We start from the raw sequence: 21421 nt of genomic DNA, 5'->3' as shown, positions 1-21421 counted from the left end.
AGCCTCAATGAGATCCAGCAAAAAAGGGGCCAGAGGGAATTACCGCTTTAAACGGCAACTCCCTCTGGCCCCTTCTCCCCGCCCCTTTTCCCCACCCGCAGCCGGGGAGTTCAATCCACCCCGCAGCACTTCTTGTACTTCTTCCCGCTGCCGCAGGGGCAGGGATCGTTGCGGCCCGGTCCGGCGTCGCGGCGGATCGGGGTGCGCGGAGTCAGCGCGTGCACGCGGTGGTGGTTGAGATCGGCCAGCATCGAGGGCAGGTCGATGACGACCGCCAGGCGTTCGCGGTAACCAATGGGCGTAGCCGGTACGCCCGGGTCGTCGGGATCGATCGCCTCGCCGCTGGCCAGGCGGTCGAGCTGGTCGAAGATCTCCTCGATCCACGCGTTCTCGTCCAGCCACTGGTCCCACTCCTGCTCACGCAGCATCACCGCGGTGAAGAAGCCCAGTGCCCAGTCCTGGCCGACGTCGAGTTCGTCTTCCTGCAGGGCATTCCCGCCGGTCAGCTCCGGGTCTTCGGGCAGCCACAGCAATGGCGCGAGGTGGTCGGGCAGGGTGTCGCCGTCGTGGCGCGCGCGCGCGGCGCACATGTTCCAGTGGCCCATCAGCAACTGCTGGACCTGGAGGCCGTCCTCCTCGCTGTCCCAGCGCGGCGGCTTGCCGCCCCAGACCACAGGCTGCCATTCGCTGGGCGGCACCAGCGACGGAGCCACCACCAGGGCCGACAGGAATCCGTCCAGCGCCTCCAGATTGAGGCCCTTGAAAGGTACCGCGCGCTGCTCGAGCAGTTCGGAGAGGCGCTCGATCTGGTGGTCGTCGAGGTGGGGCGGGGGCGTGGCGTGGCGGGACATGGCAAAGGACGTTGGCGGGATCGCGCGCATGGTAGTCCGTGCAGGCCGGGCCTGGCACCGCGACGGACGGGGAGCAGGCCACGTCCGTGGCGGTCCGTGCCATCCGCCAGCGGGCGGCACGCAGTCGCGGGGCCCGGGCCGACTGGTTGCAGTGCGAACAGGCAGGGAGCCCATGGGTACAATGCCCGATTCGACGCTTGTGCCCGCTGCCATCGTGGCCTACCCAGATTACGAGTTCACCCGCCACCACCTGGAAGTGCGTCCCGGCATCCGGATGCACTACCTGGACGAGGGCCCGCGCGACGGCGAGGTCGTGGTCATGCTGCACGGCAACCCGTCGTGGAGCTACTACTGGCGCACGCTGGTGGCGGGGCTCAGCGACAGGTACCGCTGCATCGTCCCCGACCACGTCGGCATGGGCCTGTCGGACAAGCCGGACGACTACCTGGCCTCCTCGCCGCGCTACGACTACACCCTGCAGTCGCGGGTGGACGACCTGGAGGCGCTGCTGCGCCACGCCGGCGTCGATGACGCCACGCCGGTGACCCTGGCCGTGCACGACTGGGGCGGGATGATCGGCTTCGGCTGGGCGCTGGCGCACGCCGCGCAGGTCAAGCGCCTGGTGATCCTCAACACCGCCGCGTTCCCGATGCCGCCAGCCAAGGCCATGCCCTGGCAGATCGCGCTGGGCCGCGACTATTTCGTCGGCGAGGTGGTGATCCGCGCGTTCAACGCCTTCTCCGCCGGCGCCTCGTATCAGGGCGTGGAGCGGAAGATGCCGGCCGGGGTGCGCCGCGCCTACGTGGCGCCGTACGACTCCTGGAAGAACCGGATCGCCACCATCCGCTTCATGCAGGACATCCCGCTCTCGCCGAAGGACAAGGCGTGGCCGCTGCTGGAGGCGGCCGGAAAGGCGCTGCCTTCGTTCGCCGACCGGCCGGCCTTCATCGGCTGGGGCCTGAAGGACTTCGTGTTCGACCAGCACTTCCTGGAGCGCTTCCGCGCCGACCTGCCGCAGGCCGAAGTGCACGCGTTCGAGGACGCTGGGCACTACGTGCTGGAAGACAAGCACGAGGTGCTCGTGCCCGCGATCCGCGCCTTCCTAGACCGCCATCCCCTGTAGGAGCCGGGCTTGCCCGCGACAGGAGCGTTGGAAGGGCGAGGGCGTCGCCTGTGTCTGCGTGGCCGATCACCGGCAAGCCCGGCTCCCGCAACAGCCGCAGTGCCGCCGCTTTTCTGTAGGAGCTGACTTCAGTCGGCGATACGGGCGTCGGAATCACGAGGGCGTCGCCTGTGCAGACGTCGTCGCGTCGCCGGCTGAACCCGGCTCCTACAACGGTAGCGGCGCGGCTGCCCTTGCTGTGCCTGCGTGGCCGATCGCCGGCTCCCGCAACCGCCGCCGTGCCGCCGCTCTTCTGTAGGAGCTGACTTCAGTCGGCGACACGGGCGTCGGGATCACGAGGGCGTCGCCTGTGCAGACGTCGTCGTGTCGCCGGCTGAACCCGGCTCCTACAACAGCAATGGCGCGTCTGCTCTTGCTGTGCCTGCGTGGCCGATCGCCGGCAAGCCCGGCTCCCCGTAACAGCTGCAGTGCCGCCGTTCTTCTGTAGGAGCTGACTTCAGTCGGCGACACGGGCGTCGGAATCACGAGGGCGTCGCCTGGGCCGACGGCGTCGCGTCGCCGGCTGAACCCGGCTCCTACAACAACAGCGGTACGGCCGCTTTTGCAGGAGCGGGCATGACGGCGACCCGGGCGTCGGCAACACGGAGGCGTCGCCGGCGTGACTCGGCCGCCGTCCGCAAGACCGGCGCCTATGCCGGCAACGGATCGCCCTGCACCTGGCCGATGCCCGCCCATGCGTCCATGGTCAGCGGCGGCAAACCGTGCGCCACGCGCGCCCGGTCGCACTGCGGGCTGGGCCGGCCGGATTCCCAGGCCGCTTCCACGTCGCGGCACGCGCTCGGCCGCTGTGGATGGATGGTGCAGCGCGAATAACGGCCGATCTGCGCATCCAACGCGATGCAACGCGGTCGCGCCTGCGACGTGCCGCGCATGGCGCGCTCATGGGTGCGCAGCGGTTCGGTCAGCGCGACCGGCACCGGTCCCCCCAGCGCGGGATCGGTTTCGCTCCAGTGGAAGCTCACGCGGAAATGGGCGCAGCAGGCGCCGCAGCTCAGGCAGGGATGGGGCATCGGGTCCGGGTGCCGGGCAATGCGCGGCGCGAATGGGTGGGCGCGGCATTCTGCCCGAACCGCGGCGCCGGCGTCGCCGCGCCCATCGGCGATAATCGGCCGATGACTTCCAGCCCCTGCAACATCGCCGCGGCGCTGCCGCGACTGGCCGCCGAGCGTCCCGACCAGCCCGCGATCCGCTGCCCCGGCCGGCGCGGCGCCGGCGGCGGCCTGGCCGCCTACGACGTGGTCCTGGACTATCGCGCGCTGGACGCGCGCAGCGACGCGATCGCCGCCGGCCTGGCCCGGCACGGCATCGGCCGCGGCGTGCGCACCGTAGTTATGGTGCGGCCCTCGCCGGAGTTCTTCCTGCTGATGTTCGCCCTGTTCAAGGCCGGCGCGGTGCCGGTGCTGGTCGACCCGGGCATCGACCGGCGCGCGCTGAAACAGTGCCTGGCCGAGGCCCAGGCCGAGGCCTTCGTCGGCATCCCGCTGGCACACGTGGCGCGGCGGGTGCTGGGCTGGGCGAAGTCGGCGCGGACGCTGGTCACCGTCGGCCGCCGCTGGGCCTGGGGCGGAACCACGCTGGCGCAGGTCGAGCGCGCCGGCGCCGGCGCCGGGCCGCAGCTGGCCGACACCGCCCCGGACGAGGTCGCGGCGATCGTCTTCACCAGCGGCTCGACCGGCGTGCCCAAGGGCGTGGTCTACCGCCACCGCCATTTCGTCGCCCAGATCGAGCTGATGCGCCAGGCCTTCGGAATCGAGCCGGGTGGGGTGGACCTGCCGACCTTCCCGCCGTTCGCGTTGTTCGATCCGGCGCTGGGCCTGACCTCGGTGATCCCGGACATGGATCCGACCCGGCCGGCCAGGGCCGATCCGGTGCGCCTGCACGACGCCATCGCCCGCTTCGGAGCGACCCAGCTGTTCGGCTCGCCGGCGCTGATGCGGGTGCTGGCCGACCACGGGCGGCCGCTGCCGACCCTGCGCCGGGTGACCTCGGCCGGCGCGCCGGTGCCGCCGGAAGTGGTGGAGAAGATCCGCACCCTGCTCGCCGACGAGGCGCAGTTCTGGACCCCCTACGGCGCCACCGAGTGCCTGCCGGTGGCGGTGATCGAGGGCCGCGAACTGCAGGCCACGCGTGCGGCGACCGAGGCCGGCGCCGGCACCTGCGTCGGCCGGCCGGTGCCGCCGAACCAGGTGCGGATCATCGCCGTCGACGACGCGCCGATCGCCGACTGGTCCGGGGTGCGCGAGCTGGCGCCGGGCGAGGTCGGCGAGATCACCGTGGCCGGGCCGACCGCCACCGACAGCTATTTCAATCGCGAGGCGGCCACCCGCGCGGCCAAGATCCGCGAGGTGCCGGACGATGGCGGCGAACGCGTCGTGCACCGCATGGGTGACGTCGGCTACTTCGACCGCGAGGGCCGGCTGTGGTTCTGCGGGCGCAAGACCCAGCGCGTGGAAACGGCCGACGGCCCGCTGCACACCGAGCAGGTCGAGCCGGTGTTCAACGTGCATCCGCAGGTGCGGCGCACCGCGCTGGTCGGCGTCGGTGCGCGCGGCACGCAGCGGCCAGTGCTGTGCGTGGAACTGGAGCAGGACGTGCCTGCCGGCGAGTTCCCGCGGATCGAGACCGAATTGCGCGCCATCGGCACGCGCCATCCGCACACCGCGCGCATCGACGCGTTCCTGCGGCATCCGGGCTTCCCGGTCGACATCCGCCACAACGCCAAGATCGGCCGCGAGAAGCTGGCCGAGTGGGCAAGCTCGCGCCTCGGAGGCAACGCATGAAGATCCTGGTCACCGGTGGCGGCGGTTTCCTTGGCCAGGCCCTGTGCCGCGGCCTGCGCGAGCGCGGGCACGAAGTGGTGAGCTTCCAGCGGCGGCACTCGCCGGAACTGGCGGCGCTGGGGGTGGGCCAGGTCCGCGGTGACCTGGCCGACGCGCACGCGGTGATGCACGCGGCCGCCGGTGCCGAGGCGGTATTCCACAACGCGGCCAAGGCCGGCGCCTGGGGCAGCTACGACAGCTACTTCCAGGCCAACGTGGCCGGCACCCGCAACGTGCTGGCCGCCTGCCGCGCGCACGGCATCGGCCGCCTGGTCTACACCTCCACGCCGAGCGTGACCCACCGCGCCACGCATCCGGTCGAAGGCCTGGGCGCCGACGACGTGCCCTACGGCGAGGACTTCCAGGCGCCCTACGCGGCGACCAAGGCGATCGCCGAGCAGGACGTGCTGGCCGCCAGCGACGCGTCGCTGGCGGTGGTCGCGCTGCGCCCGCGCCTGATCTGGGGCCCGGGCGACGCGCAGATCCTGCCGCGCCTGGTCGAGCGCTCGCGCGCCGGCCGCCTGCGCATCGTCGGCAGCGGCGACAACCTGGTCGACACCACCTACATCGACAACGCCGCGCAGGCGCACTTCGACGCCTTCGAGCACCTGGCGCCGGGCGCGGCCTGCGCCGGCAAGGCCTACTTCATTTCCAACGGCGAGCCGAAGCCGATGCGCGAGGTGCTCAACGCGTTGCTGGCCGCCGCCGGCGCGCCGCCGGTGCACAAGCAGCTCTCGTTCAAGGCCGCCTACCGCATCGGCGCGGTGTGCGAGGCGCTGTGGCCGCTGCTGCGCCTGCGCGGCGAGCCACCGATGACGCGTTTCCTGGCCGAGCAGCTCAGCACCACCCACTGGTACAGCATGGAGCCGGCGCGGCGCGACTTCGGCTACGTGCCACGGGTGTCCTTTGACGAGGGGATCACGAGGCTGAAGGCTTCCCTGCGGGCTACCGACGCCCTCACCTGATCACCACCTGACCGCGCGCAACATCCCCGGCAACCGCCCGGAGTGGCGTTCACCGAGGGATGCCCCATGCTGCACTACGCCGTCGTCTTCTTCGTCATCGCCGTCATCGCCGCGCTGCTGGGTTTCAGCGGCATCGCCGGTGCCGCCACCAACATCGCCTGGATCCTGTTCGTCGTGTTCCTGGTCCTGGGTGCGATCTCGCTGCTGCGCGGCCGCAAGGTATAGCGTCGCCGCGGTAAGCCTGGCCGGGGGCATCCGGCCAGCGACGGGCGACGTCCGGCCCCGTGCCGGACGTCGCCTTTTTTGTGTAGGAGCCGGGTTCAGCCGGCGACACGCCACGCTGGCACAGGCGACTCCTCCATGGTTCCGACGCCCGTGTCGCCCACTGAAGTGGGCTCTTACATGAGGCGCCACTGGCCGGCATCGGACGTGTGGCGTCGGTAGAATGCCGGCCATGCCGACTCCCTTCGCAGCCCTCAAGCCGCTGGCCGGACGCGCCCTGGAAGCGGCGCTCAACCATGCCGTGGCGCTGGACCCCGATACGCGCACCGCGCTGGCATCGCTGGACGGCCGCCGCGTGTCGCTGACGCTCGAGTCGCCGCCGCTGGCGCTGGAGATCGGCGTGCACGGCGGCTACCTGCAGGTGGGCCCGCCGCTGCACGAGGCGGACCTGGCCGTGCGCGGCAGCGTCGGTGGCCTGCTCGGGCAGCTGCCGTTCCTCGCCGGCGCGCGCGGCAAGGGCCGCCTGCACGTGTCCGGCGACGCGGAACTGGCGCAGCGCCTGCAGCGGCTGGCCGCCGGGTTCGACCCGGACTGGCAGCAGCCCTTCGTAAACGCCTTCGGCGAGGTGATCGGGGTGCAGATCGCCAACGCCGCCGCCGCGGCGCTGCGCGACGCGCGCGCGGCAGCCGTGGGCCTGGCCCGGTCGGGCGCCGAATACGTCACCGAGGAAAGCCGCGACGTGGTCGCCCGCGCCGAACTGGGCGCATTCCACGACGACGTCGACACCCTGCGCGACGACGTCGAACGCGTCGCCGCGCGCATCGCCCGCCTGCGGCAAACCGAGGCTGCCCCGTGAGGGCCGCGCTGCGTGCATGGCGCATCGGCCGGGTGGTCCTGCGCTATCGCCTGGACGAACTGCTCGACGACACCCCGGCCGAACGCTGGCTGCGCCTGGGCAAGCCGTTCGTGCCGCGCGCGCCTGCGCAGGTGGCGTCGCTGCCGCGCGGCGCGCGCCTGCGCCTGGCGCTGCAGGAACTGGGGCCGATCTTCGTCAAGTTCGGGCAGATCCTGTCCACCCGCCGCGACCTGGTACCGCTGGACATCGCCGAAGAGCTGACGCTGCTGCAGGACCAGGTGGCGCCGTTCGACGGCGACGCCGCGCGCGCGATCGTCGAACAGGCGCTCGGCCGCCCGGTGGGCGAGGCCTTCGCCGCGTTCGACACCGTGCCGCTGGCCTCGGCCTCGGTCGCGCAGGTGCACGCCGCGCGCCTGCACGGTGGCCGCGAGGTGGTGGTCAAGGTGCTGCGGCCGGCGGTCGAGAAGCAGATCGCCTCGGACATCGCCCTGCTGCGCTCGCTGGCCGCGCTGGTCGACCGCACCCATCCCAACGCCGACAAGATCCGCCCGCAGCTGGTGGTCGACGAGATCCAGGCGACCCTGGCCGCCGAGCTGGACCTGCAGCGCGAGGGCGCCAACGCCAGCGTCATGCGCCGGCTGTGGGCCGACTCGCCGGACCTGTACGTGCCGGAAGTGATCTGGACCCACACCGCCGAGCGCGCGCTGACCATGGAGCGGGTCAGCGGCATCCCGTCGGACGACATCGCAGCACTGGATGCGGCCGGGATCGACCGTAGCAGGCTGGCGGCCAAGGGCGTGCGCGTGTTCTACACCCAGGTGTTCCGCGACAACTTCTTCCACGCCGACGCGCACGCCGGCAACATCTGGGTCGACGACGACCCGGCCCGCCGCGAGGACCCGCGCTTCGTGGTGCTCGACTTCGGCATCGTCGGCCAGCTCTCGGCGCAGGACCAGTACTACCTGGCCGAGAACTTCATGGCGATCTTCCGCAAGGACTACCGCCGCATCGCCGAACTGCACGTGGAGGCCGGCTGGATGCCGGCGACGGTGCGGATCGACGAGCTGGAGGCCGCCGCGCGCGCGGTGTGCGAACCCTACTTCACCCGGCCGCTGAGCGAGATCTCGCTGGCCGAAGTGCTGGCCAAGCTGTTCCGCACCGCCCAGCGCTACCAGCTGACCCTGCAGCCGCAGCTGATCCTGCTGCAGAAGACCCTGCTCAACATCGAGGGTGTCGGCCGCCAGCTCGACCCGAAACTGGACATCTGGGCGGTGGCGCAGCCGGTGCTCGAACGGATCCTGCGCGAGCGCTACAGCCCGCGCCGGCTGCTGCGCGAGTTCAGCAAGCGCGCGCCGGAACTGGTGACCCGCGCGCCGGAGATGCCGCGGCTGCTGCACGCCTGGCTGGAGCAGCAGGTCGAGGGTTGCCACGAGATGGGCATCCGTTCGCAGGAACTGGCCGAGCTGGCGCGCACGCTGCAGACCCTGCAGCGCCGCTCGGTCGCGGCGATCCTCGGCAGCGGCCTGCTGCTGGTGGCCGCGGTGCTGTACGCGCTGGAAGCCGGCGGCCCGCGCCTGCTGGGGGTGCCGCTGTCGGCGTGGATCGCCGGGATCGGCGGCCTGTGGGCGATCCTGGCGGCGCTGCCGCGGCGCTGAGCGCGGCTTTCTCGCCGTCTCCGGATGATCGTCGCGCGATTTCCGGCGAACGCGCGCGACTGGCTTGGACACGCATCCCACACCTCGCCGTTGCAGGAGCCGGGCTTGCCTGCGATGCGACGCCGTCGGCACAGGTGACGGCGTCGTGATCCCGACGCCCGTGTCGCCGACTGAAGTCGGCTCCTACAGGAGAGCGGCCGCGCCGCGGCTGTTGTAGGAGCCGGGTTCAGCCGGCGACCCGACGCCGTCGGCCCAGGCGACTCCCTCGTGTTTCCGACGCCCGTGTCGCCAGCAAGCTGGGCTCCTAGAGAAAGCCGCCGCCTCGTTGCAGGAGCCGGGCTTGCCGGCGACAGACTGCTGCAGGGCGGCAGTCGCAGGCGGCCCAGGCGACCGGCCCGTGCCACCCGCTGGCGTGATGCGGCGACCCCTTACTGCCCGGTCGCCGCTGCCGCGAAATCACCGGCGGCGAACACGCTCAACTTGGCCGGATCCAGGTGCCTGCGGATCGCGGCGTTGACCTGCTCCAGCGTCAGCGTGCGGTACTTCTCGTCCAGGTCGGCGGTGAACTGCATGGTGCGGCCGAAGAACAGCTGGTCCTGCAGCATGCTGGCCACCTGCGCGTCGTTGGCGCGGGCCTGCTCGCGTTCGGTCAGCAGGCCGGATACCGCGTCGCGCAATTCCTCGGCGGTGATGCCGTCGGCGGCCAGCTTCGCCAGTTCCTCGCGCACCGCCGCCTCGACCTTGTCGATGTTCTGCGGCGCGGCGATGGCCTGGATCGAGAAGCTGCCGGCGTCGTCCTGGCCGTCGAGGCTGTCGTCGGCGCGGATCGCGCTGGATACGCCATAGCTCAGGCCCTCCCGCTGGCGGATGCGGTCGCCCAGCCGCGACTTCAGCGCGCCGCCGCCGAACACCCGGTTGGCCACCACCAGCGCCGGGTAGTCCTCGTCGGTGACGCGCAGGGCCACGTTGTGGCGGGCCAGGAACACCGCGTTCGGCTTGTCCGGCGCGGGCAGGCGCTGCTCCGCCACCGCCACCGCGGCGTGGCGCGTGGCGATCGGCGCATAGGCGCGCGCGGTCTTCCAGTCGGCGAACAGTTCCTCCAGCTGCTTCCTCACCGCCGCAGGATCGAAGTCGCCGACGATGGCGATCTCGCCCTGCGCGGTGCCGTAGAAGTCGCGATGGAACGCGACCAGGTCCTCGTGCCCGAGCGCGCGCAGCGCGGCCAGCGACTCGTCCAGGGTACGCACGTGCAGCGGATGGCCGGCCGGCCACGGGTCGAAGTGCAGCGACAGTGCCTGTCCGGCAATCGAACCGGGCTCCCTGCGCGAGGCTTCCAGGCCGGTGACCGCCTGCAGCCTGAGCTGCTCGAACTCGTCCTGCGGGAACGCCGGCTCGCGCAGCAGCGAAGCCATCAACGCCAGCGCTTCGGGCAGGTGCTCGCGGCGGCTGAGCAGGGACAGCGAGGCGCCCTGCAGGCCGCCGCCGACGCCGCCCTTGGTCTGCAGCGCCTCCAGCTTCTGGTCGATCTGCACCCGGCTCAGCTGTTTCGAGCCGCGCATCAGCATCGCGCCGGTCAGGCCCGCGGCGGTGTCGCGGCCGGCAAGCGAGGCCGCGTCGCCGAAGCGGAAGCTGCCGGTCACCGACACGGTGCCGCCGCGGGTGCGCTTGGGCAGCAGCGCCACTTTCAGCCCGTCGCCGAGGGTGAAGCGCTCGGTGCGCGCTTCGATGTTCGCCGGCGTCGGCTCGAAGTGCTCGCCGGCCTCCACCGCGGCGCGGCCGGTGTAGCCGGCCACGACCTGTGCCGCCGCCGGCGCGGCCGGTACCTCGACCCGGTCGGGCGCGTCGGTCGGCACGAAGCGGCCCAGGGTGCGGTTGCTCGAGCGCAGGTACTGCGCGGCGACGCGGTTGACGTCCTCGGCGGTGACCTGGGCGATCGCGTCGCGGCTGGTGAACAGCAGCCGCCAGTCGCCGGCGGCGACGAACTCCGACAGGCCCATGCCCACCGCGTTGACGTCGGTGAAGTACAGGTCGTAGGAGTTGGCGATGCGCTGCTGCGCCTGCGCCACTTCCTCGGCGGTGACCGGTTCCTTGGCCACCTGTTCCAGCTGCGCCAGTAGGACTTGTTCCATCTTCGCCGCGTCGCCGTCGCGCGGCTGCACCGCCACCGCGGTGAACAGCCCGGCGTCGGCGCGCGCCTCGGCACTGGCGCCGGCGCCGGCCGCGATCCGCGGTTCGACCAGGGCCCGGTGCAGGCGCCCGCCCGGGGTGTAGCCGAGCACGTTGGCCAGCACCGCCAGCGCCGCGCTGTCGGCGTGGGTGCGCGCCGGGATGTGGTAGGCGGCCGCGACCAGGTTGATGTCGCCGGTGCGGCGCACGGTGACCTCGCGCTCGCCGTCCTGCGCCGGCTCCACGGTCGGGAAGCGCGGCAGCGGCGCCTTCGGGTTCTTCAGCGGACCGAACGCGGCCTGCACCTTGCCCAGCACTTCGGCCGGGTCGATGCGGCCGGCGATCACCAGGGTCGCGTTGTCCGGCCGGTACCAGGTCCGGTAGAAGTCCTGCAGCTGGCCGATGTCGATGCCTTCCACGTCCGAGCGCGCGCCGATCGTGGTGTGGCCGTAGTTGTGCCAGAGGTAGGCGGTCGAGCGCAGGCGCTGCATCAGCACGCCGGCCGGATTGTTCTCGCCGGCCTCCAGCTCGTTGCGGACCACGGCCATCTCGCTGTCCAGGTCGGCCTTGGCGACCCGCGAGTTGAGCATGCGGTCGGCCTCCATGCGCAGCACCCAGTCCAGGTTCTCCGCGCCGGCGGGGAACGAGGCGAAATAGTTGGTGCGGTCCAGCGAAGTGGTGGCGTTGAAGGCGATGCCGCGGCGCTTCATCTCGCCGCTGATGTCGTCGTGGGTCGGCGTGCCCTTGAACAGCAGGTGCTCGAGCAGGTGGGCCATGCCGGTCTGGCCATAGTTCTCGTGCACCGAGCCCACGCCGTAGGTCAGGTTGACGGTGACGGTGGGCTTGGTCGGATCGGGGAACAGCAGCACGCGCAGGCCGTTGGCCAGGGTGAACTCGCTGATGCCCTCGATGCTCGGACCGGCGGCCACGCCCTTCGGCAGCGCGGGTGCCTGCGCGACGGAAATGCCGGGCAGGGCGAGTGAGAATGCCAGGGCGAATGCGAGAATTGCCTTGTGGCTGGGGATCATCCGTGGTCTCCAATGGGTCGAGGCCGGCGCTCGTGCCGGTCGCGCGAGTTTCGCAGATGCGGCGGTGGGCTGCAGCGGAAGGGAGGAGCGATGCGGTTGCCGGTACTGTACGAGGATGCGTGGCTGGCGGTGGTCGACAAGCCGGCGGGGTTGATGGTGCACGACAGCGCGCTGGCGGCCGACGAGACCGACTTCGCCGCCGACCGCCTGCGCGGGCAGTTCGGCCGGCCGATCCACCTGGTGCACCGCCTCGACCGCGCCACCAGCGGCTGCCTGCTGGTGGCGTTCGACCGCGACAGCGCCTCGGCGCTGGGCAAGGCAGTGATGGCGCAGCAGCTGGACAAGCGCTACCTGGCCGTGTGCCGCGGCTGGCCGGAGGACGCCTTCACCATCGACCATCCGCTCGACGGCGGGCCGGGCAAGCCGCAGAAGAAGCCGGCGGTGACCCGTTTCCGGCGCCTGGCCACCGGTGAACTGCCGGTGCCGTCGGCCGGCTTCCCGACGTCGCGTTACGCGCTGCTGGAGTGCGAGCCATTGACCGGCCGCTTCCGCCAGATCCGCCGCCACCTCAAGCACGCCTCGCACCACCTGGTCGGCGACACCAGCCATGGCGACGGCCGCCACAACCGCGAGTTCCGCATGCGCGGCGTGCACCGGATGCTGCTGCATGCCTGGGTGCTGGGTTTCCCGCATCCGCAGGACGGCCGCCTGCTGCGGGTGCAGGCGCCGCTGGATGACGAGTACGCGAAGGCGCTGGGCCTGTTCGGCTGGCAGTTGCCTCCGGTCCTGTAGGAGCCCAGCTTGCTGGCGACACCGGCGTCCGGGTCATGAGGGCGTCGCCTACGCCGACGGCGTCGGGTCGCCGGCTGAACCCGGCTCCTACAACAGCACCGGCGCGGCCGCTCCCTGTAGGAGCTGACTTCAGTCGGCGACACGGGCGTCGGAACCACGAGGCCGTCGCCTGTGCCGACGGCGTCGCGTCGCGGGCAAGCCCGGCTCCTACAGGGCGGGTCGTGCCGCGCGTGGTGGCATGTTCACCGGCCGGGGCCCACCTGTGTCGCATCATCGGGACGACGTCCATGTCGCCGGCGAGCCGGCTCCTACATACAATCCGTCCATGCCCGCCGATCCACTCACCATCAGCCCCGGCCTGGCGATCCCGGAGTCGGAGATCGCCGAGCGCTTCGTGCGCGCCAGCGGCGCCGGCGGGCAGAACGTCAACAAGGTCTCCAGCGCGGTGGAGCTGCGCTTCGACGTCGCCAACTCGCCCTCGCTGCCGGACGCGCTGCGCGCGCGCCTGCTGGCCCGGCGCGACCGCCGCCTCACCGACGAAGGCGTGCTGGTGATCGACGCGCAGCGCTTCCGCACCCAGGACCGCAACCGCCAGGACGCGCGCGAGCGCCTGGCCGCGTTCATCGCCGCCGGCCTGTCGGTGCCCAAGCGCCGGATCGAGACCAAGCCGACCCGAGCCTCGAAGCAGCGCCGCCTGGAAGGCAAGCGCGAGCGCAGCCAGATCAAGCGCGGCCGCAGCACGCGGAGCTGGGACTGAGCATGGCCGCGGACGCACCGCTGCTGCCCGCGATCCCGCCGAACATGCCGCAGGTACCCGCGCGCCGCCGCTTCTCGCGCTGGCTCGGCCGCACCGTGCTGCGCCTGGGTGGCTGGCGGGTGACCGGTGAGCTGCCGGACATCCCCAGGCTGGTGCTGATCGCCGCGCCGCATTCGTCCAACTGGGACGGGGTGTGGGGCATGGCGGCCAAGCTGGCGCTGGGCTTCGACGTGCGCGTGCTGGGCAAGGACTCGCTGTTCTGGTGGCCGCTGTCGATCGTGCTGCGCCGGCTGGGCGTGATCGCGGTGGACCGCGGCAACCCGCAGGGCGTGGTCGAGCAGGCGATCGAGCTGGTCCGCACCTCGCCGAGGATGTGGTACGCGCTCACCCCCGAGGGCACGCGCAAACCGGTGCGGCAGTGGAAGAGCGGCTTCCTCAAGATCGCACACGGCGCCGGCGTGCCGGTGCTGATGGCCTACTTCCACTACCCGGACAGGACCATCGGCGTCGGTCCGCTGTTCCACCCCAGCGGCGACCTGCAGGCCGACATGGCCGCGGTGCGCGAGTGGTACCGGCCCTGGATGGGCAAGAACCGCGGCACGGTATAGGGAGGCGCGCGATGGCCGTCGCCCTGGTCTGGCTCCGCGACGACCTGCGCCTGGACGACCAGCCGGCGCTGCGCGCCGCGCTCGAGCGCGGCTGGCTGCCGGTGCCGGTGTACATCCATGCGCCGGACGATGAGGGCGACTGGGCGCCGGGGGCGGCGTCCGATGCCTGGCGTCGCCGCTCGCTCGCGGCGCTGGCGGCCGAGCTGGAGCGCCGCGGCTCGCGCCTGCTGCTGCTGCACGGCCCGACCCTGGGCACGCTGCAGGCGCTGGCCGCGCTCACCGGCGCCGAGGCGGTGCTGTGGACGCGGCGCTACGAACCGGCGATCGAGCAGCGCGACGCGAAGATCAAGCGCGCACTGCGCCAGGCCGGCCTGCATGCGGAGAGCTTCAACGGCGCGCTGCTGTTCGAGCCGTGGGAACTGGCGACCAGGCAGGGCGATCCGTACCGCGTGTTCACTCCGTTCTGGCGTTCGGCGCGGGCCGCCTGGCGCGCGCCGCGGACCTGGGATGCGCCGGCGCGGCTGCCGTCGCCGGACGAGGCGGGGGTGCCGCACGGCGTGCCGCTGGACGACGTGCTACCGGCACCGCGGCCGGCGTGGGACGCCGGCTTCTGGGACCGCTTCGTCCCGGGCGAGGCCGGCGCGCGACGGGCGCTGGCGCACTTCGTCGAGCACGCGCTCGGCGACTACGCGGCGGCGCGCGACATGGCCGGCGAACCGGGCACCTCGCGCCTGTCGCCGCACCTGCACTTCGGCGAGGTGTCGGTGCAGCGCGTGGCTGCGGCGGTGCTGGCCGCGGGCGAGGCGGTGGCCGCGGCCGATCGCGACCGCTTCCTCGCCGAGCTGGGCTGGCGCGAGTTCGCCCACCACGTGCTGCACCACTACCCGCACGTGCCCGGGCGCAACCTCGATCCGCGCTTCGAGGCGTTCGCCTGGGCCAACCCCTCGCCGGCGAAGCTGCAGGCGTGGCGCGAGGGCCGCACCGGCGTGCCGATCGTGGATGCCGGCATGCGCGAACTGTGGCACACCGGCTGGATGCACAACCGCGTGCGCATGATCGTGGCCAGCTGGCTTACCAAGCACCTGCGCCTGCACTGGGAGCACGGCGCGCGCTGGTTCTGGGACACGCTGGTGGACGCCGACCTGGCCAACAACACCCAGGGCTGGCAGTGGACCGCCGGCACCGGCGCGGACGCGGCGCCGTACTTCCGCATCTTCAACCCGGTCGCCCAGGCCGCGAAGTTCGATCCCGACGGCGCCTACATCGCGCGCTGGGTGCCGGAACTGGCGCCGCTGCCGGTGCCGGCGCGCTTCGCCCCCTGGGAGCATCCGGACCTGCTGCGGCGCCTCGCGCCGGCGTACCCGCGGCGGCCACAGGTGGACCTGGCCGCCGGCCGCCAGGGCGCGCTGGACGCATTCGCCGCACTGCGGTCGCCCGCCCTGTAGGAGCCCATTCATGGGCGACCCGATGCCGCCGGCTTCATTGCGTTCGCAAGCGGCTCCCGTGATCCGATGCCTGGGGCCGACAGCCTGGCTTCCTCCACCGCACGACCCGCATCACGGCGAGGCAACGGCCGCCGGTTAGCATCGACTGCACCGTTCCCGCCGGAGATGCCGCCATGCGTTCCCTGTCCGCCGTCGTGCTCGCCTCCACGCTCGCCGTCGCCTGTGCCGCCGCGCTGGCCCAGTCGGCGCCCGCACCGGCGGCCAAGCCCTTCGCCGAGCGCGAGGTCGCCCGCTTCGACGAGCCCTGGGCGATGACCTTCCTGCCCGATGGCCGCCTGCTGGTCACCGAGAAGGCCGGTCGCCTGCTGGTGTTCGACCCGGCCACGGGCAAGCGCGCGCGCGTGGGTGGCGTGCCCGACGTGGTCCATGCCGGGCAGGGTGGCCTGGGCGACGTGCTGCTGCACCCGCAGTTCGCGCAGAACGGCTGGGTCTACCTGAGCTACGCCGAGGCGGGCGACGGCGATACCGCCGGCGCGGTGGTGGTGCGCGCCACGCTGGAGCTGGACGGCGACGGCGGCGAACTGCGCAAGCCGCAGGCCATCTGGCGGCAGGTGCCGAAGGTCGCCGGGCGCGGCCACTACGGCCATCGCCTGGCCTTCGACCGCGACGGACTGTTGTGGATCACTTCCGGCGAGCGGCAGAAGTTCGATCCGGCCCAGGACATGGACTCCAACCTCGGCAAGCTAATCCGCCTGCGCGACGACGGCAGCGTGCCCGGGGACAACCCGTTCCAGGGCCAGGGCGAGGTGTCGTCGCAGGTGTGGTCGCTGGGCCACCGCAATCCGCTCGGCCTGGCCTTCGACCGCGACGGCCGGCTGTGGGTGCACGAGATGGGGCCCAAGGGCGGCGACGAGCTCAACCTGATCGAAAAGGGCGCCAACTACGGCTACCCGATCGTCTCCAACGGCGACCACTACGACGGCAAGCCCATTCCCGACCACGACACCCAGCCGCAGTACCGCGCGCCGCTGATCACCTGGACGCCGGTGATCTCGCCGGCCGGCTTCGTGATCTACAGCGGCGACCGCTACCCGGGCTGGAACGGCAGTGGCCTGATCGGCGGCCTGTCCTCGCAGAGCCTGGTGCGGGTGGCACTCGATGGCGACACCGCGCGCGAAGCCGAGCGCTTCGACATGGGCACGCGCATCCGCGAGGTCGAGCAAGGGCCCGACGGCACGATCTGGCTGCTGGAGGATGGCGGGCGCGGCGCGCAGGGGCGGCTGTTCCAGCTCGAGCCGCGGAGCTGAGGCGGCGCGCCGCCCATGCGTGGCCGGCGAGCCTGGCGGCATCGCCGGCGCGCAGGGGAGCGGACGGACTCCGCCACGGCCCGATCGACCACGAACCTGCACGCAGGCGAGGTGAGGCATGCGCACGCCCGAACAGGAAATCCGCGATACGACGGCCGCCTGGGACCAGGCCATGGTCGGCAACGATGCGCAGGCCATCGGCAGGTTCATCGGGGACGAATGGGCCATCATCGGTCCGGATGGCGGCGTCGGCGACAAGCCGCGCTTCCTCGCGCTGGTGGCATCGGGCGAGCTCGCGCACGACGTGATGGAAACGCACGAGCTGGAAGTCCGGGTGTACGGCGATACCGCGGTGACCGTTGCCCGTGGCCTGTCCGGCGGCGCCTGGCGCGGTGCGCCGTTCCTGCTCGGCGAACGCGTTTCCTGCGTATTCGTGCGTCGCGACGGACGCTGGCAGTGCGTACTGACACATCTCTCGCCGCTGCCGGCGGATACGGAGTGATGGCCGTACCGGTAGCGGCATTGCGGACTTCGGGCATGGCAAGATGGCCCGGCACAGGGAGGCTCACATGGAATACGGACCCAAAGTCCACGGCATCCGCCAGATCGCGGTGACCGTGGCGGATGTCGACGTCGCACTCGGCTTCTACCGCGACGTGCTCGGCCTGCCGTTCCTGTTCCGCGCCGGACCGCAGCTGGCGTTCCTGGATGCCGACGGCGTGCGGATCATGCTGACCACGCCGCAGGGCGCGGGCGCGGCCGGCGCCAACTCCGTGTTGTATTTCCGCGTCGCGGACATCGGCGCGGCCTACGCCGCGATGCTCGCCCGCGGCGCTGTCGCCGAGCGCGAGCCGCAGCTCGCAGCGCGCATGCCCGACCATGAACTGTGGATCGCGTTCCTGCGCGATCCGGACGGCAATCTGGCCGGGCTGATGGAGGAAGTGCGCTAGCCGATCCGTGCGTCGCGTCGCGGGCAAGCCCGGCGCCTGCAACGGCCGCGTCGGCTCTTGCAGGAGCCCCAGCTTGCTGGCGACCCGGGCGTCGCAACGTGAGGGCGTCGCCCGGGCCGGCGGCGTCGGGTCGCCGGCTGAACCCGGCTCCTACAACGGCGGTGCCGTCGCCGCTTTTCTGTAGGAGCCGACTTCAGTCGGCGACACGGGCGTCCGAATCATGAGGAAGTCGCCTGTGCCGACGCGTCGTGTCGCGGGCAAGCCCGGCTCCTACGGGGGTGGGTCCTGTGGCGCGGAGTCGCCGCCGCCGCGGTCGCGGCCCAGGGCCATGCCCGCGCCGGCACCGGCGGCCATGCCCCCGCCCATGCCTCCCATTCCACCGCCGCCCCCGCCGCCCTTCCCTTCGCCGCCGTCGCGCTTGCCGCCTCCCCCGCCGCCGGAGGTCACGCGCAATGGACCCTGGCTGGGGATGGCCAGTCCCGTCGGGATCGGCTCCAGGTCCAGTGCCTGGCGGATGAAGGCGCGCAGCGAGGCGACCAGCGCCGCGGTCTCCACCCTGCGCCCGGCGACCATGTCGTCGGCCGCCTGCGCGGCCAGTCGCACCTGCTCCTCGGTGCCGAGCAGGATCACGTCCGACAGCGCGGCCTCGACCGCATCGCGGATGCGACGGCGGCGGTCCGAGCCGGTGGACGACGGATCCTCTTCGGCGGCCAGCTCCGGGTTGCGGCGCAGGTCGCGCAGGTGGGCCGGGTCCACGCTCAGCTCGCCGGTGAAGGAGCCACCCAGGGTCTTGTAGGCGGCGATCAGGGTCTTCAGGCGCTCGTTGATCTGCCGGTTCTCGCGCTCGCGCCGGCGCTGCATCGTCTGCATGAACGCCAGGCGGATGCCGACCGCCACCAGCGACACGATCACCAGCCCGAGCAGCGTGGTGAACAGGCCGGACCAGGAACTGAAGTCGAGGAAGCTGCGCATGCGGGTATCCGTCGGCCGGTGCCGGAGTGGAGCCGGGGTCGGCACAACATAGCGCGGCGGCGTCGCGCCTGCGCCAAGGGCCGGGCCCCGTCCTTCACGTCGCGCCATCACCGCAGAGGCGTCCCGCTGCCAGGGTCGTGATGTTCCTGCCATCTCCCTTTCGCCAGTCGGGAAGGGGGAGGAAACGGAGCTGCGCCGCATGGAGGCAGGCGCGATTGAAGGTCGTGCCGACCCTGCCATCGGTCATGTGGATTCGCGTTGCGGTCGGCGATAGCTTGACGCATTGCCAGTCGCGGGAGCCGCCGATGGACAGGTCGAAGGAGAACGGACGCGCGCGCAATGCCGGCGCCTGGCTGCGCCGCGAGGTGCTGCCGCTGGCCGTGATGCTGCTGCTGCTCGGTACCGCACGCGCCTCGTTCGCCAACCACTACCACGTGCCCAGCGGCTCGATGCAGCCCACGCTGCAGGCGGGCGACCGGGTGGTGGTGGACATGAGCGCCTACGGCCTGCGCGTGCCGTTCACCCGCCACGTGCTGGTGGAACGCGGCCGGCCGCAGCGCGGCGACGTCGTGGTGTTCGCATCGCCGCGCGACGGCACGCGGCTGATCAAGCGCGTGGTCGCGGTGGCTGGCGACCGGGTCGAGCTGTACGACGGCCGCCTGTCGATCAACGGCCTGCCGCTGGCCGACGCCGACGGCGGGGAGGCGGAACGCTTCGGCGCACGCGTGGCGCGGCTGGACCTGGCCGACGGCGGCGGTCCCGACATCCCCGGTGTGGTGGTGCCGCCCGGCCACGTGCTGGTACTGGGCGACCACCGTGGCGACAGCGTCGACGGCCGCTGGTTCGGCTTCGTCGAGGCCGATGCGCTCTACGCCCGCGCGGTGGCGGTGTACTGGCGCCGCGGTGAGGGACCGGGCTGGCAGCGCCTGTAGTGCGGTCCGCCCAGCCCGTCGCCCGGTTCTCGATCCGCACAGCGACCGAGCCGCGCCACTCGACGAGTACCGGGCCTCTGGCCGCGGCTGTGTTGCCCGCTAGAATGCGCCGGCGGCTCGCCGCCGTTTGTCGCCACGGATCAGGAGCATCCCGAGTGAACCCGCCGTTCGTTGCGCTGCTGTCCCTAGCGTTGCTTTCCAGCCTGCCCGGTGCCGCGCACGGCAACCAACCGGACACCGAGGTGATTGCCGATGCCTACGCCAGTCCGGGGCAGCGGGTCGAGCTCGCCGACGGCCGCGCACTGAACTTGCGCTGCAGCGGCGAGGGTGAGCCAGTCGTCGTGCTGGAGGCGGGCGGCAACATGGACTCCAGCACCTGGTATCGGGTACAGCCACGGCTCGCGCAGCTGACCCGGGTATGCGCCTACGACAGGGCCGGCTATGGGTTCAGCGATGAAGGCCCGTATCCACGCGACCTGGAGGCGGATGTCGCCGATCTTCACGCATTCATTCGGGCGTCGGGCATTCCGACGCCGGTACTGCTGGTCGGGCATTCGCTAGGCAGCAACATCGTGCGCAGGGCCGCTCAGCTCCATCCCGGAATGGTCGCCGGACTGGTGCTCGTCGATCCCCCCGAGCAGGGGCCTGACGACCTGTTTCCAGAGGACTGGCGGTTGCAGGTGGCCTCCAGGGTCGCGCAGCGCGAAGAAATCCTGGGCGCCTGCGAGGGTGCCGCCGAAGCGGGCGACATGGACACCATCCGGCAAGCGTGCTTGCGTGCGCCGCCGCCGTGGATGAGCGAACCGGTCGCGGCAGCGATGACGCACAACAAGGCCAAGCCGTCGTACTGGCGAACGCTGCGCTCGGAGCTTGCGCACAACATCGACCTGTTCTCGGCACCGGTGGATGCCGACGAATCCTACGGGTCCATTCCGCTCGTGCTGCTGGCGGCCACCAGGCAGGACGGCGTCCCCGATGAGGTTCGCGCCGTCATCGGAGCTGCGCGTCGCGAAACCCATGCTCGCATCCTGGCGGCGTCCACCCGCAGCAGCCTGGTCGAGGTGGCGGACGCCTCGCACGACATCCAGCTGGATCAACCGGACGAGGTTGTCTCGGCGGTGAAGCGGTTGTTGGGCGCCGGGACCGGCGCGGATGCGCCGGCCGGCAACTGACAGGAAGGTCATTCACCACCGGTCAGTCGCATCCCTGAACGAGCATTCCAGGCCGCACGCGGGATTCCACGGATGCAATGCAGCGGCGGTGCCGCCAGGACGCGTGCTGGTGCTGGGCGACTATCGCGGCGACAGCGTCGACGGCTGCTGGTTCGGCTTCGAGGCCGATGCGATCTGCGCCCGTGCGGTTGCGCGGTCCTGGCGCCGCGGCGAGGCACCGGGCTGGCAGCGCAGCACTCCGCTCAGTCCGCCGTCCAGGCCGCCAGCGCGTAGCCGTCCGGATCGGCGAATTCGAAGCGGCGCCCGCCGGGGAAGTCGAACGCCGGCTTGACGATGCGGCCGCCGGCACCGGCTACGGCCGCTTCGGTGGCGGGCAGGTCCTGGGAATACAGCACCACCAGCGGTCCGCCGGGACGAGGCGTGCCATGGAAAAAGCCGCCGGTCAGGCGCCCGTCGCGGAACTCGCAGTAGTCCGGACCGTAGTCCTGGAAGGTCCAGCCGAAGGCCTGGCCGTAGAATGCCCTGGACGCCGCGATCGAGGCGACGGCGAACTCGAGGTAGTCGATGCGGTGGTGGTTGTCCGGGGTAGTCATCGTGGGCACGCCTTGGTGGATGTCGCCACCGATCCTGTCCGCGGGTGGGTCCGATGGTACGGGATTGCAGCCTGCGGCCGGAAGCGGGCGTGCAATGGTCGAGCCAGTGTGATCCAGTGCGGTCGCTGGCAGGCCAGCGACCGCGCCG

19 protein-coding genes and 2 pseudogenes are annotated in these 21421 nt (G+C 71.8%); 15 read left to right on the top strand and 6 right to left on the bottom strand.

Annotated elements, in window-relative coordinates; translation table 11 throughout:
• Positions 1–110 precede the first annotated feature (110 nt).
• A pseudogene (locus WQ53_RS17385) lies at positions 111–221 on the bottom strand (SEC-C metal-binding domain-containing protein); the annotation flags it as partial.
• A gap of 171 nt (positions 222–392) precedes the next feature.
• Positions 393–851, bottom strand: a pseudogene (locus WQ53_RS17380) (UPF0149 family protein); the annotation flags it as partial.
• Between the two features lie 274 nt (positions 852–1125).
• Here WQ53_RS17380 and WQ53_RS07260 point away from each other — a divergent pair.
• On the top strand, positions 1126–1974 hold the full coding sequence (locus tag WQ53_RS07260) for an alpha/beta fold hydrolase (protein ID WP_144409402.1): 849 nt from the start codon (positions 1126–1128) through the stop codon (positions 1972–1974).
• Positions 1975–2663: 689 nt separating this feature from the next.
• Here the strand turns inward: WQ53_RS07260 and WQ53_RS07255 are convergent.
• Positions 2664–3044 (bottom strand): YkgJ family cysteine cluster protein, encoded by a 381-nt coding sequence (locus WQ53_RS07255; protein WP_052631524.1) that lies wholly within the window; start codon positions 3042–3044, stop codon positions 2664–2666.
• 102 nt (positions 3045–3146) lie between these two features.
• Between WQ53_RS07255 and oleC the strand changes: the two genes are divergently transcribed.
• The 5 genes from oleC (at position 3147) to ubiB (ending at position 8551) form a co-directional block, all read left to right on the top strand.
• Complete coding sequence (oleC, locus tag WQ53_RS07250) at positions 3147–4814, top strand: olefin beta-lactone synthetase (RefSeq protein ID WP_052633965.1); 1668 nt, start codon at positions 3147–3149, stop codon at positions 4812–4814.
• On the top strand, positions 4811–5818 hold the full coding sequence (gene oleD, locus WQ53_RS07245; RefSeq protein ID WP_052631523.1) for a 2-alkyl-3-oxoalkanoate reductase: 1008 nt from the start codon (positions 4811–4813) through the stop codon (positions 5816–5818). The genes oleC and oleD overlap by 4 nt, the downstream gene beginning before the upstream one ends.
• Before the next feature lie 66 nt (positions 5819–5884).
• A complete protein-coding gene (locus WQ53_RS16270) occupies positions 5885–6043 on the top strand; it encodes a DUF1328 domain-containing protein (protein ID WP_024868921.1) in 159 nt (52 codons plus the stop codon).
• Positions 6044–6272: 229 nt separating this feature from the next.
• Complete coding sequence (locus WQ53_RS07240; protein WP_052631522.1) at positions 6273–6896, top strand: ubiquinone biosynthesis accessory factor UbiJ; 624 nt, start codon at positions 6273–6275, stop codon at positions 6894–6896.
• Positions 6893–8551 carry a ubiquinone biosynthesis regulatory protein kinase UbiB gene (gene ubiB, locus WQ53_RS07235; RefSeq protein ID WP_052631521.1) on the top strand — a complete coding sequence of 553 codons (1659 nt, stop codon included), beginning with the start codon at positions 6893–6895 and terminating at the stop codon, positions 8549–8551. Before WQ53_RS07240 ends, ubiB begins: the two co-directional genes overlap by 4 nt.
• 428 nt (positions 8552–8979) lie before the next feature.
• On the opposite strand, the gene WQ53_RS07230 is transcribed toward ubiB, so the two are convergent.
• Positions 8980–11745 carry a M16 family metallopeptidase gene (locus WQ53_RS07230; protein WP_052631520.1) on the bottom strand — a complete coding sequence of 922 codons (2766 nt, stop codon included), beginning with the start codon at positions 11743–11745 and terminating at the stop codon, positions 8980–8982.
• A gap of 90 nt (positions 11746–11835) precedes the next feature.
• Here WQ53_RS07230 and WQ53_RS07225 point away from each other — a divergent pair, with 90 nt between their 5' ends.
• The 7 genes from WQ53_RS07225 to WQ53_RS07195 all read left to right on the top strand — a co-directional run bounded on the left by WQ53_RS07225 (position 11836) and on the right by WQ53_RS07195 (position 17604).
• On the top strand, positions 11836–12537 hold the full coding sequence (locus tag WQ53_RS07225) for a pseudouridine synthase (RefSeq protein WP_052631519.1): 702 nt from the start codon (positions 11836–11838) through the stop codon (positions 12535–12537).
• Between the two features lie 325 nt (positions 12538–12862).
• A complete protein-coding gene (arfB, locus tag WQ53_RS07220; RefSeq protein ID WP_052631518.1) occupies positions 12863–13294 on the top strand; it encodes an alternative ribosome rescue aminoacyl-tRNA hydrolase ArfB in 432 nt (143 codons plus the stop codon).
• A gap of 2 nt (positions 13295–13296) precedes the next feature.
• Entirely contained in the window at positions 13297–13902 is a 606-nt protein-coding gene (locus WQ53_RS07215; RefSeq protein WP_052631517.1) for a lysophospholipid acyltransferase family protein, read from the top strand.
• Between the two features lie 11 nt (positions 13903–13913).
• On the top strand, positions 13914–15347 hold the full coding sequence (locus WQ53_RS07210) for a cryptochrome/photolyase family protein (RefSeq protein ID WP_052631516.1): 1434 nt from the start codon (positions 13914–13916) through the stop codon (positions 15345–15347).
• 173 nt (positions 15348–15520) lie between these two features.
• Entirely contained in the window at positions 15521–16654 is a 1134-nt protein-coding gene (locus WQ53_RS07205; RefSeq protein ID WP_052631515.1) for a PQQ-dependent sugar dehydrogenase, read from the top strand.
• A 118-nt stretch (positions 16655–16772) separates the two neighbouring features.
• A complete protein-coding gene (locus WQ53_RS07200; protein WP_052631514.1) occupies positions 16773–17156 on the top strand; it encodes a nuclear transport factor 2 family protein in 384 nt (127 codons plus the stop codon).
• A 67-nt stretch (positions 17157–17223) separates the two neighbouring features.
• Positions 17224–17604, top strand: a complete 381-nt coding sequence (locus tag WQ53_RS07195) for a VOC family protein (RefSeq protein WP_052631513.1) — start codon at positions 17224–17226, stop codon at positions 17602–17604.
• 270 nt (positions 17605–17874) lie between these two features.
• Here the strand turns inward: WQ53_RS07195 and WQ53_RS17200 are convergent, their stop codons facing one another.
• Positions 17875–18576 (bottom strand): hypothetical protein, encoded by a 702-nt coding sequence (locus WQ53_RS17200; RefSeq protein WP_052631512.1) that lies wholly within the window; start codon positions 18574–18576, stop codon positions 17875–17877.
• A 305-nt stretch (positions 18577–18881) separates the two neighbouring features.
• Here WQ53_RS17200 and lepB point away from each other — a divergent pair, with 305 nt between their 5' ends.
• Positions 18882–19508, top strand: coding sequence for a signal peptidase I (gene lepB / locus WQ53_RS07185; protein ID WP_052631511.1), 627 nt, complete (start codon positions 18882–18884; stop codon positions 19506–19508).
• Positions 19509–19663: 155 nt separating this feature from the next.
• Positions 19664–20680, top strand: coding sequence for an alpha/beta fold hydrolase (locus tag WQ53_RS07180; RefSeq protein ID WP_052631510.1), 1017 nt, complete (start codon positions 19664–19666; stop codon positions 20678–20680).
• A 242-nt stretch (positions 20681–20922) separates the two neighbouring features.
• Here the strand turns inward: WQ53_RS07180 and WQ53_RS07175 are convergent, their stop codons facing one another.
• Positions 20923–21273: a VOC family protein gene (locus WQ53_RS07175; RefSeq protein ID WP_052631509.1), complete on the bottom strand. Its 351-nt coding sequence runs from the start codon at positions 21271–21273 to the stop codon at positions 20923–20925.
• Positions 21274–21421: the final 148 nt, after the last annotated feature.

The organism is Pseudoxanthomonas suwonensis, assembly GCF_000972865.1.
Taxonomy (GTDB): domain Bacteria; phylum Pseudomonadota; class Gammaproteobacteria; order Xanthomonadales; family Xanthomonadaceae; genus Pseudoxanthomonas; species Pseudoxanthomonas suwonensis_B.
Note: the sequence above shows the minus strand (reverse complement) of the source record. Positions and strands in the feature narration are given on the sequence as shown.

Coding starts and splice junctions, on each gene's coding strand:
- WQ53_RS07260 (WP_144409402.1), top strand. CDS start 1,126: ATGCACTACCTGGACGAGGGCCCGCGCGACGGCGAGGTCGTGGTCATG.
- lepB (WP_052631511.1), top strand. CDS start 18,882: ATGGACAGGTCGAAGGAGAACGGACGCGCGCGCAATGCCGGCGCCTGG.
- oleC (WP_052633965.1), top strand. CDS start 3,147: ATGACTTCCAGCCCCTGCAACATCGCCGCGGCGCTGCCGCGACTGGCC.
- WQ53_RS07210 (WP_052631516.1), top strand. CDS start 13,914: ATGGCCGTCGCCCTGGTCTGGCTCCGCGACGACCTGCGCCTGGACGAC.
- WQ53_RS07175 (WP_052631509.1), bottom strand. CDS start 21,273: ATGACTACCCCGGACAACCACCACCGCATCGACTACCTCGAGTTCGCC.
- oleD (WP_052631523.1), top strand. CDS start 4,811: ATGAAGATCCTGGTCACCGGTGGCGGCGGTTTCCTTGGCCAGGCCCTG.
- WQ53_RS16270 (WP_024868921.1), top strand. CDS start 5,885: ATGCTGCACTACGCCGTCGTCTTCTTCGTCATCGCCGTCATCGCCGCG.
- arfB (WP_052631518.1), top strand. CDS start 12,863: ATGCCCGCCGATCCACTCACCATCAGCCCCGGCCTGGCGATCCCGGAG.
- WQ53_RS07240 (WP_052631522.1), top strand. CDS start 6,273: ATGCCGACTCCCTTCGCAGCCCTCAAGCCGCTGGCCGGACGCGCCCTG.
- WQ53_RS07200 (WP_052631514.1), top strand. CDS start 16,773: ATGCGCACGCCCGAACAGGAAATCCGCGATACGACGGCCGCCTGGGAC.
- WQ53_RS07215 (WP_052631517.1), top strand. CDS start 13,297: ATGGCCGCGGACGCACCGCTGCTGCCCGCGATCCCGCCGAACATGCCG.
- WQ53_RS07255 (WP_052631524.1), bottom strand. CDS start 3,044: ATGCCCCATCCCTGCCTGAGCTGCGGCGCCTGCTGCGCCCATTTCCGC.
- WQ53_RS07225 (WP_052631519.1), top strand. CDS start 11,836: ATGCGGTTGCCGGTACTGTACGAGGATGCGTGGCTGGCGGTGGTCGAC.
- WQ53_RS07195 (WP_052631513.1), top strand. CDS start 17,224: ATGGAATACGGACCCAAAGTCCACGGCATCCGCCAGATCGCGGTGACC.
- WQ53_RS17200 (WP_052631512.1), bottom strand. CDS start 18,576: ATGCGCAGCTTCCTCGACTTCAGTTCCTGGTCCGGCCTGTTCACCACG.
- WQ53_RS07230 (WP_052631520.1), bottom strand. CDS start 11,745: ATGATCCCCAGCCACAAGGCAATTCTCGCATTCGCCCTGGCATTCTCA.
- WQ53_RS07205 (WP_052631515.1), top strand. CDS start 15,521: ATGCGTTCCCTGTCCGCCGTCGTGCTCGCCTCCACGCTCGCCGTCGCC.